The organism is Candidatus Accumulibacter similis, assembly GCA_013347225.1.
Classification (GTDB): domain Bacteria; phylum Pseudomonadota; class Gammaproteobacteria; order Burkholderiales; family Rhodocyclaceae; genus Accumulibacter; species Accumulibacter similis.
This window is the reverse complement of the sequence record CP054595.1, coordinates 4,846,918-4,860,618: the sequence shown is the minus strand read 5'-3', so window position 1 is coordinate 4,860,618 and position 13,701 is coordinate 4,846,918. Positions and strand designations below refer to the sequence as shown.

At 65.7% G+C, this 13,701-nt stretch carries 13 protein-coding genes; 9 read left to right on the top strand and 4 right to left on the bottom strand.

Going from position 1 to position 13,701, the window contains the following annotated elements; all coding sequences use genetic code 11:
• Positions 1 to 14: 14 nt before the first annotated feature.
• From HT579_21445 to HT579_21435, 3 genes are read right to left on the bottom strand one after another with little or no spacing between them, the layout of a single operon-like run.
• Positions 15 to 422 carry a carboxypeptidase regulatory-like domain-containing protein gene (locus HT579_21445; GenBank protein ID QKS31266.1) on the bottom strand — a complete coding sequence of 136 codons (408 nt, stop codon included), beginning with the start codon at positions 420 to 422 and terminating at the stop codon, positions 15 to 17.
• Positions 419 to 2,818, bottom strand: coding sequence for an endopeptidase La (gene lon, locus HT579_21440; protein QKS31265.1), 2,400 nt, complete (start codon positions 2,816 to 2,818; stop codon positions 419 to 421). The genes HT579_21445 and lon overlap by 4 nt, the downstream gene beginning before the upstream one ends.
• A 14-nt stretch (positions 2,819 to 2,832) precedes the next feature.
• Positions 2,833 to 3,234 carry an Hsp20/alpha crystallin family protein gene (locus tag HT579_21435; GenBank protein ID QKS31264.1) on the bottom strand — a complete coding sequence of 134 codons (402 nt, stop codon included), beginning with the start codon at positions 3,232 to 3,234 and terminating at the stop codon, positions 2,833 to 2,835.
• Between the two features lie 359 nt (positions 3,235 to 3,593).
• Between HT579_21435 and HT579_21430 the strand changes: the two genes are divergently transcribed.
• From HT579_21430 to trpC, 3 genes are read left to right on the top strand one after another with little or no spacing between them, the layout of a single operon-like run.
• The gene (locus HT579_21430; GenBank protein ID QKS31263.1) at positions 3,594 to 4,166 is read left to right on the top strand and encodes an aminodeoxychorismate/anthranilate synthase component II; all 573 of its coding nucleotides are present in this window, start codon (positions 3,594 to 3,596) and stop codon (positions 4,164 to 4,166) included.
• Positions 4,163 to 5,188, top strand: coding sequence for an anthranilate phosphoribosyltransferase (gene trpD, locus HT579_21425; GenBank protein ID QKS31262.1), 1,026 nt, complete (start codon positions 4,163 to 4,165; stop codon positions 5,186 to 5,188). The genes HT579_21430 and trpD overlap by 4 nt, the downstream gene beginning before the upstream one ends.
• A gap of 27 nt (positions 5,189 to 5,215) precedes the next feature.
• Entirely contained in the window at positions 5,216 to 6,004 is a 789-nt protein-coding gene (gene trpC, locus HT579_21420; protein ID QKS31261.1) for an indole-3-glycerol phosphate synthase TrpC, read from the top strand.
• Between the two features lie 238 nt (positions 6,005 to 6,242).
• On the opposite strand, the gene HT579_21415 is transcribed toward trpC, so the two are convergent.
• Positions 6,243 to 6,578: a hypothetical protein gene (locus HT579_21415; GenBank protein QKS31260.1), complete on the bottom strand. Its 336-nt coding sequence runs from the start codon at positions 6,576 to 6,578 to the stop codon at positions 6,243 to 6,245.
• Between the two features lie 81 nt (positions 6,579 to 6,659).
• On the opposite strand from HT579_21415, the gene HT579_21410 reads away from it, so the two are divergent.
• From HT579_21410 to HT579_21385, 6 genes are all read left to right on the top strand, one after another.
• Positions 6,660 to 7,757 carry a porin gene (locus HT579_21410; protein QKS31259.1) on the top strand — a complete coding sequence of 366 codons (1,098 nt, stop codon included), beginning with the start codon at positions 6,660 to 6,662 and terminating at the stop codon, positions 7,755 to 7,757.
• 367 nt (positions 7,758 to 8,124) lie between these two features.
• Complete coding sequence (locus tag HT579_21405) at positions 8,125 to 9,276, top strand: porin (GenBank protein QKS31258.1); 1,152 nt, start codon at positions 8,125 to 8,127, stop codon at positions 9,274 to 9,276.
• A gap of 202 nt (positions 9,277 to 9,478) precedes the next feature.
• Positions 9,479 to 11,404 (top strand): tRNA uridine-5-carboxymethylaminomethyl(34) synthesis enzyme MnmG, encoded by a 1,926-nt coding sequence (gene mnmG / locus HT579_21400; GenBank protein QKS31257.1) that lies wholly within the window; start codon positions 9,479 to 9,481, stop codon positions 11,402 to 11,404.
• Positions 11,401 to 12,045: a 16S rRNA (guanine(527)-N(7))-methyltransferase RsmG gene (rsmG, locus tag HT579_21395; protein QKS31256.1), complete on the top strand. Its 645-nt coding sequence runs from the start codon at positions 11,401 to 11,403 to the stop codon at positions 12,043 to 12,045. Before mnmG ends, rsmG begins: the two co-directional genes overlap by 4 nt.
• 2 nt (positions 12,046 to 12,047) lie before the next feature.
• Positions 12,048 to 12,860: a ParA family protein gene (locus tag HT579_21390; protein QKS31255.1), complete on the top strand. Its 813-nt coding sequence runs from the start codon at positions 12,048 to 12,050 to the stop codon at positions 12,858 to 12,860.
• A complete protein-coding gene (locus tag HT579_21385; GenBank protein ID QKS31254.1) occupies positions 12,857 to 13,696 on the top strand; it encodes a ParB/RepB/Spo0J family partition protein in 840 nt (279 codons plus the stop codon). The genes HT579_21390 and HT579_21385 overlap by 4 nt, the downstream gene beginning before the upstream one ends.
• Positions 13,697 to 13,701: the final 5 nt, after the last annotated feature.

The following is a 13,701-nucleotide window of genomic DNA, read 5'->3' as shown; positions in this document are numbered from 1 at the left end:
CGGGCCGCGGTGTCTCAGTCGCCTGGCCAGTAGAAATACAGGTCGCGGAGGCTGTTCTCGCTGACGCTGGTTGTCCGGCTGACGGCCCTGCCGTTGAATTCGGCTTCGACGCGATACTTGCCGCCTGGCAGTCGGACGAAGAAGAATGGACCCTGGGCGACGGCCGTCAGCACTTCCTGTCCGCCGGGCCCAAAGATGCGCACCCGCACATCGGCCAGGTAGGCGCCGCTGCCCTGCTCGGCAAAGACCAGTTGCAGGTTGTGCGTCCGGCGCAAGGCCTCGATTTCCAGTGGATCGTCGTCGCCGATCCGCGCGCTGGCATGCGCCACATCGCCGGCGGCGGTGGCGGCCGCCGGGTATCCGGCGCCGAGCAGCAGGCCTGCCGCCAGCAGGCAATACAGGCAACCGCGCAACCCGCTCATTCCGGTTCTCCCTCCGTTGCCGCTGCTCGCTGCCGGCGCAGGGCGTTCGCCAGGGCGTCGTCCACGTTGTCGAGAAAGACGAACTCCAGCTTCTCCCTCGCCTCGGCGGGGACCTCGTCGAGATCGCGGCGGTTTCTCGCCGGCAGCAGGACGCGCGTGATTCCGGCGCGCATCGCCGCCAGCACCTTGTCCTTGATGCCGCCGACCGGCAGCACGAGTCCGCGCAGGCTGATCTCGCCAGTCATCGCGGTATCGTTGCGAACCGGTTGATCGACGAACAGCGATGCGAGCGCAACGAAGATCGCCACGCCGGCGCTCGGGCCGTCCTTGGGGATCGCTCCGGCGGGCACGTGCACATGGACATTGCTCTTCTCGAAGCTGCCGACCTCGATGCCGAGGCTTGCGGCGTGCGTCTTCACCAGCGTCAGCGCCGCCTGCGCCGACTCCTTCATCACCTCGCCGAGTTGCCCGGTAAGGATCAGCTTGCCGTCGCCGATGGTCCGGCTGGCCTCAACGAACAGGATGTCACCACCGACCGGCGTCCATGCCAGTCCGGTGGCGACACCCGCCAGCCCGGTGCGCAGGGCCACCTCGTTGTCGTACCTGCCGGCACCGAGGATGCCGGCGAGATCGGCTTCGCCGACCTGCATCCCCTCGCGCTTGCCCTCGGCGATCTCGACCGCGACGCGGCGGCAGACGGCACCGATCTCGCGTTCGAGTGAGCGCACGCCCGCTTCGCGCGTGTAGTCGCGGATGATCGCCTGCAGCGCTGCCGGCGCGAACTCGATCTGCCCTTCGTGCAGCCCGTTCTGCACCATCTGCCTGCCGACCAGGTAGCGGCGGGCGATCTCCAGCTTCTCTTCCTGCGTGTAGCCAGGCAGCTGGATGATCTCCATGCGGTCGCGCAGCGGTCCCGGGATGTTGTCGAGGACGTTGGCCGTGGTGATGAAGAGCATTCGCGACAGGTCGAAAGGCAGCGCCAGGTAGTTGTCGCGGAAGCTGTCGTTCTGCTCCGGGTCGAGCACTTCCAGCAGCGCCGCCGACGGGTCGCCCTGAAAGCTGGCGCCGAGCTTGTCGATCTCGTCGAGCATCATCACGCAACCGCGCGAGCCGGCCTTGCGGATCGCCTGGATGATGTTGCCGGGCAGGGCGCCAATGTAGGTCCGTCGGTGTCCCCGTATCTCGGCCTCGTCGTGGCAGCCGCCGAGCGAGGCGCGGACGAACTTGCGTCCGAGTGCGCGGGCGATCGACTGCCCGAGCGAGGTCTTGCCGACGCCCGGTGGTCCGACGAAGCACAGTATCGGCCCATGTCCACCCGGGTTGAGCTTGCGCACGGCGAGGAACTCGACGATCCGCTTCTTCACCTGGGTGAGGCCGAAGTGGTCGGCGTCGAGGATCCGCCGCGCCTCGGCGATCTCGATGCTGTCCGGCGCCGGCTCTCGCCAGGGAAGTTCGATCAACCAGTCGAGGTAGGCGCGGACCATCGAGTATTCGGCCGAGGCGTCGGTCATCCGTTCCAGGCGCCGCAGTTCCTTGTTGGCCTGCGCCGCCACTTCCTCCGGCATCGCGGCCTCGGCGACCGCCTTGCGCAGGGCCTCGATCTCGACGCTGTTGCTGCCGTCGCCCTCGCCGAGTTCTTTCTGGATCGATTTCATCTGTTCGCGCAGCAGGTACTCGCGCTGGCGTTGATCGATGCTGGCTTTCGTCCGCTCGTCCACTTCGCGCGACAGCCGCAGCACTTCCAGCCGGCTGAGCAGGCAGGCGAGCACGACATCGAGGCGCTGCGTCAGGTCGACGGTTTCGAGAACGAGCTGGCGGTCGGGCAGTTTGAGTTCGCTGACGCCGGCTACCAGGTCAGCGAGTGCGCCGGGCTGGGTGATGCTCTTCACCGCACCGACCAGCTCCTGCGAAGCCTGCGGCAGGTACTGCAGGACCTCGAGCGCACGTTCGCGGACGCGGATCATTCTCGCCTCGATCTGGCTGTCCGTCGTCTCGGGCTCGTCGATGCGCTCGGGGTGCGTCACCGGGAATGGGTAACCCGGCAGAAAGCCGCTGACGCGAAAACGCTGCAGCCCCTGGCAGACGATGACGTGGGTGTTGTCGGGGAGGGTGACGTAGCGCAGGATGTTGGCCACCGTGCCGACCCGGTACAGATCCTGGGGCCGTGGCTGTTCGACTTCGGCGTCCCGCTGCAGCAGGATTCCCACCGGCCGATCGGTCTTGACCGCCTGTTGCGCAGCAAGGATCGAGGGCTCGCGACCGATCGTCAGCGGCAGGATCATGCCGGGAAAGAGGACGGTATTGCGGATCGGCACGATGATCAGCGCATTCTCCGGCACCACCAGCAGGCTGCCGCCGCGCTGCTCGTTCCTGTCGTCGCCCCGCTCGCTGCGCATCGCCTCGTCGCCTCTCAGAACTGGTGCAGGACGAGCATCAGGCAGCCGTCCTCGATGAAACGCTGATGCAGGCGGTAGCGTCCCGCCGGCAGGGGGATGCGGCGTTCGAAGCGGCCGTAGGGAATCTCCAGGCGGTGGATCGCCGCCCGGCTGACCAGCGAAGGCATCGGCCTTTCGCCACGTACGAGCAGGCCATCGTCTTCAAGTGCCACTTCGACCTGCCGGGGACTGACCCCGGGCAGCGCCACCAGAAGCCGCAACTCGTCGCCGTTCTGGTAGACATCGACAGCCGGTTCCCAGCACGGTACCGGCTGTGGTGCGTCGAGTGTGAAGAAACGGCGCTGCAACTGCTCCCCTCCCTGCAGCAGCTCCAGCGTTTCCGCCCACATCCAGAAGTTTCGCTCGCGAGATCTCATGCGCCTCGTTCCCCGGTCCGGAGGCGGCCCGCTTGGCCGCTTCCACCTGCAGTATAGCGCCCCGCGGCGGCCGTGAGCCCGCAAGCGGCCGCGCTTGCCCGCGGTCGGCGAACGCGTGAGGGATGGTTGGCTGTTGTCGGCAACAGGACGCGGCGAGCGAGCACGGGCAATCGCGAGCGAAGGCAGGCATTCATTCGTCCATCGGGGTTTCATCGCACTGCGTAATGGGGGAAAATGGTGGCTCTTGAATTCGCACGTTCTCGGCGCACGGGCAGCACGGCAGGTCGGGCATGCTTCTCGGGGCAAGAGAAGCAGAACCCGGCAAAGCGTCGTAGAAAAAACAACAGGATAGACGCGGCATGCTGCTGATGATCGACAATTACGACTCCTTCACCTACAACCTCGTGCAGTACTTCGGCGAGCTTGGGCAGGAGGTGCGGGTCTTCCGCAACGATGCGATCAGCATTGCCGACATTGCCCGCCTGGCGCCGGCGCTGCTGGTCATTTCGCCGGGGCCCTGCGCACCGGCGCAGGCCGGCATTTCGTTGACGGCGATCCGCGAGTTTGCCGGTCGAATTCCGCTGCTCGGCGTCTGCCTCGGACATCAGGCGATCGGCGAGGCCTTTGGTGGCCGCGTCGTGCACGCGCAGAAGTTGATGCACGGCAAGGTGTCGCCGGTGCATCACAACGGCCAGGGAGTCTTTCGCGGGCTGCCCAGTCCGCTCATCTGCACGCGCTACCATTCGCTGGCCGTCGAGCGCAGGTCGCTGCCGGCCTGCCTCGAGGTCACCGCGTGGACCGACGACGGCGAGATCATGGGGCTGCGGCACAGGACGCTGGCGGTGGAAGGGGTGCAGTTCCACCCGGAGTCGATTCTCACCGAGCACGGCCACGAGCTGTTGCAGAACTTTGTCGAGGAGCATGGCCAATGAAACCGCAGGACGCGCTGGCGCGGGTCATCGAACACCGCGAGATCTTCCACGACGAAATGGTCGCGCTGATGCGCCAGATCATGGGCGGCGAAGTGACACCGGTGATGATCGCCGCCATCATCACCGGGCTGCGGGTGAAGAAGGAGACCATCGGCGAAATCTCGGCGGCGGCGCAGGTCATGCGCGAGCTGTCAACCAAGGTGCAGGTGAGCGAGCGCGCGCATCTTGTGGACACTTGCGGCACCGGTGGTGACGGGGCGCAGACCTTCAACATCTCGACCGCGGCGATGTTCGTCGCCGCCGCTGCCGGCGCCCGTGTCGCCAAGCACGGTGGCCGTTCGGTCTCGTCGCAGTCGGGCAGCGCCGACGTTCTCGAGGCGCTCGGCGCCAACATCAGCCTGACGCCGGAGCAGGTCGGGCGCTGCGTCGACGAGATCGGTCTCGGTTTCATGTTCGCACCGAGTCATCACAGCGCGATGAAGCACGCCGCGCCGGTACGTCGCGAACTCGGCGTGCGCACCCTGTTCAACATCCTCGGGCCGCTGACCAATCCGGCGAATGCGCCGAATCAGGTTCTCGGTGTCTTCCATCCCGACCTCGTCGGCATCCAGGTGCGGGTCCTGCAGCGGCTTGGCAGCGCGCATGCGCTGTCGGTATTCGGTCGTGAGGGACTCGACGAGATCTCGATCTCCGGCGAAACCCTGGTCGGCGAGCTGAAGAACGGTCGCGTCGAGGAGTACAGCGTCCATCCCGAGCAGTTCAACCTGCCGGTGCACGACCCGCGCGTGCTGCGCGTGGCCAACGTCGAGGAGTCGAAGGCGATGCTGCTGGCGTCGCTCGAAGGCCGCGCCGGCGCCGCGCGCGACATCGTGGCGCTGAATGCCGGTGCCAGCATCTATGTCAGCGGGCGCGCCGCCAGTCTCGGCGATGGCGTCGACCAGGCCTTCGAAGCCATTGCTTCGGGTGCGGCGCGGGCCCGGGTCGACGAGTTCGTCGCTTTCACCCACCGCGTTGCCACCTGATCGACCGGCCCTCCGCGAGCGCCTGCGATGAGTGACATTCTCGAACGGATTCTCGCCGTCAAGCGTGCGGAAGTCGCTGCCGCGCAGTCGCGCGTGCCATTGAGCGAACTGCGCGCCACCGCCGAAGCGGCGCCGCCAGCGCGCGCTTTCGTCGACGGCATGCGCCGGCGGATCGCGGCCGGCGAAGCGGCGGTGATCGCCGAGATCAAGAAGGCGAGTCCGTCGCGTGGTGTCCTGCGTGCCGATTTTCGTCCGGCCGAGATCGCCGCCAGTTATCAGCGGCACGGCGCTGCATGTCTGTCGGTACTCACCGATCGGCAGTTCTTCCAGGGGACGCCCGGCTTTCTTCAGGAAGCGCGTGCCGCCTGCGACCTGCCGGTCCTGCGCAAGGACTTCGTGGTCGATCCCTATCAGCTTTACGAAGCGCGGGCGATGGGCGCCGATGCCGTCCTGTTGATCGTCGCCGCGCTCGACCTGCCGGCGATGCGCGACTTCGAGGCCATCGCCGGCAGCCTCGGAATGGCGGTGCTGGTCGAAGTGCATGACCGCAGCGAACTCGATCTCGCGCTGCAGCTGGCGACGCCGCTGCTCGGCATCAACAACCGCAACCTGCGCAGCTTCGCCGTCAGCCTGCGGACGACGCTGGAACTGTTGCCCGACATTCCTGCCGAGCGCCTCGTGGTCACCGAGAGCGGCATCCTCGCGCGGCCGGACGTGCGGCTGATGCGTGACCACGGCGTGCACGCCTTCCTCGTCGGCGAGGCCTTCATGCGTGCCGAAGAACCGGGTGAGGCGCTCGCCGGGTTGTTCCACTGACCTGGACCACAGGTCCGGCTGCCGGGGTTGCTGACGGTGCGTGGTGCCTTGGCAGGCATATTGCGAAGCGGGCCGTTGCCAGGGCCAGTGCCGTTGCCGCGGACGGCGTGCCGCGGACATGGCTGCCGCACGCTGGCTGTGCCTGCTGCCGACACACACTGGCCGGTTGCGCGACACGCCAGGCGCTCATTCGCGTTCGGCGCTGCGCGCCACTTGCAGTGGCACAGGCGATCTGCGCTCATTCACACGCTGGTGTGATCCGCTGCAGGCGAGGGAAGTAGCCTCGGTAGCGCGTCGCGTCGCGCGTCAGCAAAGGCATGCCCGAGGTCATGGCATGTGCTCCGATGTGCAAGAACTGTACTTCATCTCCCCCTTTCGCTGGCAAGGCGGGCTGCCCGACCATGGCCGAGCACAGCGGGCGGGTGCTGCTGCAGGCCAGCGCAACGGCGCGTCGAGCCACTTCTGGTGAAAATTCCCCAGCCTGTTGCGAAAAACCAACAAACACCCGTTGCCCGTCGATGAAAGCGTACACGGAGCTTGCCGCGGCAATTTCGCTTTGCCAGAATCGCCCCAACTTCTCGTTTCTTTTTCGAGAGGTCAAGTTTGGTGAGGCTGCGGGCTGCCTCATCGATCTCAAACCTAGAGGAGATTCACCATGCAAAAGAAACTCATCGCACTGGCAGTTGCCAGCGTAGCTTCGGGCGCCGCTTTTGCCCAGACCAACGTCACCATGTACGGTATCGTCGACGCCGGCTATGTCTATAGCCAAGGTGACGACCTTAGCGTGAGTAGGGGCGGGATCGGCGGCACCAACAAATTTAGCGGTATCCAGTCAGGTCTGTTGAGCGGTTCGCGCCTCGGCTTCCATGGCGAAGAAGCACTCGGCAATGGCCTGAAGGCCGTGTTTACCCTTGAGTATGCGCTGAACATCGACAACAACTCCGGCGTCGGCAGCACCGGCAGCCTGAATGCCCGCCAGCAGTTCGTCGGACTTGCCGGCGGTTTTGGTCAGATCGCTCTCGGTCGCCAGTATGCGCCGGGCTACCAAGCGACCGTCAACAATGACCCGCTTGGCGGCGCACCCTTTGAGTCGCACTCGTTCCTGACTAAGGACGCCGAGAACACCATCACCCCGAACAGTGCGGCTCGCTGGGACAACGCCCTGACCTACACGAGCCCCAATTGGGGTGGTTTCACTGGTAAAGCGATCTATTCCTTTGGTGAGACGAAAGACTCATTCGGCACCTACAACGACCGGCTCGTTTCGACGAGCGACAACGGTCGCTGGGGCCTCGGGGCCAACTTCGCCACTGGAGGCTTGAACATTGATGCCGTTTATCAGGTTCGCCAAAAGGTGGACGGGTTCAAGGACATAAGCGAGTGGTACATTGGCGGCAACTATGACTTCAAGTTCGTCAAGGTCATGGCAAGCTACCAACAGCAGAACGACAAGAACGTCACTGACTGGGACAACAGCACGTGGCAGATCGGCGCGGTTGTTCCGTTCGGCAACAGCGCCGTCCATTTCGGTTACGCGCAGCTGGATATGGACGCGGGTCCGGGTTGGAACGGGAATAGCGACTCTTGGACGCTCGCCCTCACGCATAGCATGTCGAAGCGGACCACCCTGTATGCCGGCTATGTCTGGGTCAAGAACGACTACTCAAGCATCGACGCGGCTCCAGTTGCTGGCGTTGGTGCCTACGGAGAAAGCAACAACACGTTCCTGGCAGGTGTGCGTCACTCGTTCTGATTCGGCGACGATCCTTCGTTGCTGCGAACGGGCGCTTCGGCGCCCGTTTTTTTTCCTGGTGCGTGGGGCCGGTCGATCTCTTGGCGCCGGCGCAGGCGCCTCGAGCTGACTCGCCCAGCCGGTCGCCCGTCCTCGTCCAGACGGCACGAACCCCCCGTACCGATGGCGCTCCGGCATGACTGTGACGAAAGCGCAACACTCTTCGTCGGAGAGCCAGAAAGCGGCGCGCACTGCTTGTCGATCCCTCGCCCCGCTGGCAGAATTGCGGCATGCAATCCGAAAGAAGCGGCTGCCCAGAATCGAGGCGTCCGCACTGGTGAGAGAAATCAGTCCGGCTTTTCCTTATTGACCCATTGGAGTGGATATCATGAACAAGAAGATCATCGCCTTGGCCGTTGCCAGCCTTGCTTCCGGTGTTGCCGTTGCGCAGACCAACGTCACCATGTACGGCGTGGTCGACAACATGTACGTGTATAGTCAGGGCAAGGCAGGGGCCGGCGGCGGCACCAACAAGTTCAGCGGCCTCAACGGTCGCGGCGGAACGGCGGGAAACCGCCTTGGCTTCAAGGGTGAAGAGGCCCTGGGCAACGGCCTGAAGGCGGTGTTCACGCTCGAGTACGGCTTGGACCTGGACGGCAACAACGGCATCGGCACCAGCGGCTTGAACGCGCGCCAGCAGTTCGTCGGCCTTTCGAGCAACTGGGGCACGGTCGCTCTGGGTCGGCAGTATGCACCCGGCTTCAACGCCACCGCCAACAACGACGCACTCGAAGCGACCGACCTGAGCATTCAGTCGAGCCTCAGCGTCTATGCCGGCAACTCGATCACGCCGAATAGCACGGCGCGCTACAACAACGCCATCACCTACACCAGCAATAGCATGTCCGGTTTCACCGCCAGTGCCATCTATGGTTTCGGCGAGACGAAGGACGGCGCTGGCACATACAATGACCAATTCGTTTCCACCAGCGACAACGGCCGCTGGGGTCTCGGGCTCAACTACGCCAATGGTCCGATCAATCTTGATGCCGTCTATCAGAGCCGCCAGAATGTCATGACCGCTGCGGCGGCGGTGGGCCAGGGTGAGGACATCAACGAGTGGTATGTCGGCGGTAGCTGGGATTTCAAGGTCGTCAAGGCCTACGCCAGTTACCAGGCATTGGATAACAACAACCAAGGCATCGTTGGCGGGCTATACCCCCAAACCACCATCGCCGCCAAGAATGACATCTGGACCGTCGGCCTGAGTGCACCTCTGGGCAATGGTGTCGTCGGTATCAGCTACGGCAAGCTTTCGGTCGACAACCGCAACGCGCCCGACGGCGACAGCTGGGGTTGGGGCGCGATGTATCAGTACAACCTGTCGAAGCGCACGGCTCTCTACGCGGCTTATAGCTACTTCGACAACGACCGCTACTCGGTTCCGGTGCAGACGCAGGTCGCTGGTGGTGGTGAAGGAATCGGCGCCCGCGGCGAGAGCAACTACACGCTTGGTGCCGGCATTCGCCACAGCTTCTGATCATCGGCACACCTCGCGTGTGGTCAAGACGGGCGCTTCGGCGCCCGTTTTCGTTGTGCGACCGCATCAGGAACGGTGGCGGCCACAGCCCGGCAGGGCGCCCCTCGCCATGGCGGGGCGGAAGGCTGTTTGCCGGCTGGGAAGTGGCGTAGAATCGCGCGCTCCCGCACCTTCCATTGCGCTCTCGAACCGCGGCCAGCCGATGCTCTTTCCCGACCGTTTTGATGTCATCGTCGTTGGTGGCGGCCATGCCGGCACCGAGGCGGCGCTGGCCGCCGCGCGCATGGGCGTGCAGACCCTGCTGCTGACGCACAATCTCGAGACGCTCGGAGCGATGAGCTGCAACCCGTCGATCGGCGGCATCGGCAAGGGGCATCTGGTGAAGGAGGTCGATGCCCTCGGCGGGGCGATGGCGTCGGCCACCGACGAGGCGGGGATCCAGTTCCGCATCCTCAATGCCAGCAAGGGGCCGGCCGTGCGCGCGACGCGCGCGCAGGCCGACCGCGTGCTCTATCGGCAGGCGATTCGCCACCGCCTCGAGGAGCAGCGCAATCTGACGATCTTCGCCCAGGCCTGCGACGATCTGCTGCTCGAGAACGGGCGCGTGGCGGGCGTCGTGACCCAGTTGGGCATCCGTTTCCCGGCGCGCGCGGTGGTCCTGACGACCGGCACCTTTCTCAACGGGCTGATCCATGTCGGCCTGGCGAACCTGATCGGTGGCCGCATGGGCGACCCGCCGTCGGTCTCACTGGCGGCCCGGCTGCGCGAGCTGCAGTTGCCGGTGGGCCGCCTGAAGACCGGCACGCCGCCGCGCCTCGATGGCCGGACGATCGACTTTTCAGCGATGGCCGAGCAGCATTCGGACGAGCCGCTGCCGGTCTTCTCCTTTATCGGCGAGGCGAGCCAGCATCCGCGTCAGCTGCCGTGCTGGATCACCAGCACCAACCGGCAGACGCACGACATCATCCGCGCCAACCTCGATCGCTCGCCGATGTATACGGGGATCATCGAGGGGGTCGGGCCGCGTTACTGCCCGTCGATCGAGGACAAGATCCATCGTTTCGCGAGCAAGGACAGCCACAACGTCTTTCTCGAGCCGGAGGGGTTGCAGACGAACGAGATCTATCCGAACGGGATCTCGACCAGCCTGCCGTTTGACGTGCAGCTGGCGATGGTACGCTCGATCCGTGGCCTCGAGCGCTGCCACATCCTGCGCCCGGGCTACGCGATCGAATACGACTACTTCGACCCGCGGCGCCTGCGAGCGTCGCTCGAGACCAGTGCCATCGGCGGCCTGTTCTTCGCCGGCCAGATCAACGGTACCACCGGCTACGAGGAGGCTGCCGCGCAGGGCCTGCTGGCTGGCGCCAACGCCGCGCTGCAGGTGCAGGAGAAGGAGGCGTGGACGCCACGCCGCGACGAGGCCTACCTCGGGGTGCTGGCGGACGACCTGATCACGCGTGGCGTTTCCGAGCCGTATCGCATGTTCACCAGCCGCGCCGAGTATCGCCTGTCCCTTCGGGAGGACAACGCCGATCTGCGGCTGACCGAGATCGGTCGCCGGCTGGGGCTGGTCGACGATCGGCGCTGGGCGGCCTTCGACGCCAAGCGGGAGGCTGTCGCCCGCGAACAGGAACGTCTGCGGTCCACCTGGGTCCATCCCACCAGGCTTGCCGACGCGGACGCGCTGCGCGTCTTCGGCAAGCCGCTCGAGCGCGAATACACGCTGCACGAACTGCTGCGCCGGCCGGACGTCAGCTACCCGGCGTTGATGACGTTGCGTGTGGACGGCGTTGCGGTCGACGCCGGCCTGGACGATCCGCAAGTCGTCGAACAGGTCGAGACTCAGGCCCGCTACCAGGGCTACATCGAACGCCAGCAGGATGAGGTGGCGAGGAATCTGGCGAGCGAGGAACTGCGTTTCCCCGACGATTTCGATTTTGCCGAGGTCGGCGGGCTATCCCGCGAGGTGCGCGACAAGCTGCAGCAGCAGCGGCCGCAGACCCTCGGTCAGGCGTCACGCATTCAGGGCGTGACGCCGGCGGCGGTCTCGATCCTGCTCGTCTGGCTGAGACGCGCGCAGCCGCCGCATGCCGGCGGCCAGCGACGCCCCGGCTCGGTCCGATGAGCCCGGCGGAGCAGCTGGCAGAGGGCGCCGCCTGCCTCGGCATTGAGCTGGCGCCGCCGGCACGGCAGAAGATGCTGGACTACCTGAAGCTGCTCGAGAAGTGGAACAGGGTCTATCGTCTGACCGCCATCGCCGACCCGTCGCAAGCAGTCAGCCATCATCTGCTCGATTCGCTGGCGGTACTGCCCTTCGTCGACGGGACGTCGCTGCTCGACGTCGGCAGCGGCGGCGGCATGCCGGGAATCCCGCTGGCGATCGCCCGCCCGGAGCTGCAGGTCGTCCTCCTCGACAGCAATTCGAAAAAGGCCGCCTTTCTGCAGCAGGCGCTGATTGAGCTGGCACTGCGCAATATTGCCGTACACTGTGGGCGCGTGGAGGCCTGCCAGCCGACTGTACGTTTCGCCATGATCACGGCGCGTGCCTTCGCCGACCTCGGCACGCTCGTTGCGTCCTCACGCCATCTGCTGCGTACGGGCGGGCGCTGGCTGGCGATGAAGGGGCTGCGTCCCGACGACGAGATCGCGCGCCTGCCGGCCGGCGTCAGCGTCGCCGGCGTGCATCGCCTGCCGGTACCGGGAGTCGACGGCGAGCGACATCTGGTGGTGATCGAGAGTGACGCAGCAGCATGCAGGGGAGGGTGAAGTTGGCAACAGTGCTCGCAGTGACCAATCAGAAGGGCGGTGTCGGCAAGACGACTACCGCCGTCAACCTCGCCGCCTGCCTGGCCGAACTCGCGCAGCGGGTGTTGCTGATCGACCTTGATCCACAGGGCAACGCGACCACCGGTTGCGGCATCGTCAAGCGTGAAGCGATGCCGACCGTCTACCAGGTGCTGATCGGACGCGCGATGTTGTCGGACACCTGCCTGCGAACCGATTTCGCCTTCGACCTGCTGCCGGCGAATCGCGAACTCGCCGGCGCCGAAGTCGACCTCATCGATCTCGTTCGGCGCGAGTATCGCCTGCGCGAGGCACTGGCGGCGGTCCGCGGCAGCTACGACTTCATCCTCCTTGATTGCCCGCCGGCGCTCAATATGCTGACGGTGAATGGTCTGGTGGCCGCCGATCGGGTGATGATCCCGATGCAGTGCGAGTACTACGCCCTCGAGGGCCTGACCGACCTCGTCGCGACGTTGAAGAAGGTGCGCGCGCATCTCAACCCGGTGCTCGAGATCGAGGGCCTGCTGCGGACGATGTTCGACCCGCGCTCGACGCTGACGCAGCAGGTGTCACGAGAACTCGATAACCATTTTGGTAGAAAGGTCTTTCGCACGATTATCCCGCGCAACGTCAGGCTGGCCGAAGCGCCGTCCCACGGCAAGCCGGTGATTGCGTTCGATCGCGCTTCGAAGGGAGCGCAGGCCTATCTCGCACTGGCTCATGAAACGCTGACGCGGCATCGTGACCAGGTGGCCACAGCGACCGCTGGGCCCGCCGCTGCCGGAGCACGGCCATGAAACTGAAGGGACTCGGGCGGGGACTCGATGCGCTGCTGGCCGGCGACGAGGCGCAGAACCGCGAGCAGCAGCGGACCCTGCCGGTCGGTTGCATCCAGCCGGGCAGGTATCAGCCGCGGACACGGATGGATGCCACCTCGCTCGAGGAACTGGCGGCCTCGATCAGGGCCCAGGGGCTGATGCAGCCGATTCTCGTCCGCCCGATCGCCGACGAGCGCTACGAGATCATAGCCGGCGAGCGGCGCTGGCGAGCGGCACAAATGGCTGGCCTGAACGAGGTGTCGACCCTGATCCGGGAAATCCCGGACGAGGCGGCGCTGGCGATGGCGCTGATCGAGAACATCCAGCGTGAGAACCTCAATCCGCTCGAGGAGGCGCTCGGCCTGCAGCGGCTGATCGACGAGTTCTCGATGACCCACCAGCAGGCCGCCGACGCCGTCGGCCGGTCGCGGCCAGCCGCATCGAACCTGCTGCGGCTGCTGCAACTCGCGCCACCGGTGCAGGAACTGCTGCTGCAGGGCGAGATCGACATGGGCCATGCGCGCGCCCTGTTGCCGCTCGAGGGGGCCCTGCAGGTGCGACTGGCGCAGCGGGTGGTTCACAAGGGCTTGTCGGTGCGCGAGACGGAGCGCCTCGTGCAGCACGCGCTGCAGCCGCCGAAGGCAGTGACTCCGGTGCGCCCTGACCGAGACCTGCTGCGGCTGCAGGAGGATCTGGCCGATCTGCTCGGCGCCCAGGTCGCCATCCGCGCCAACCGACGGGGAGCCGGCAAGATACTGATCGACTTCGGGGATCTCGATCAGCTCGAGGGGATCCTGCAACGCCTGCGTCATTGATGCGG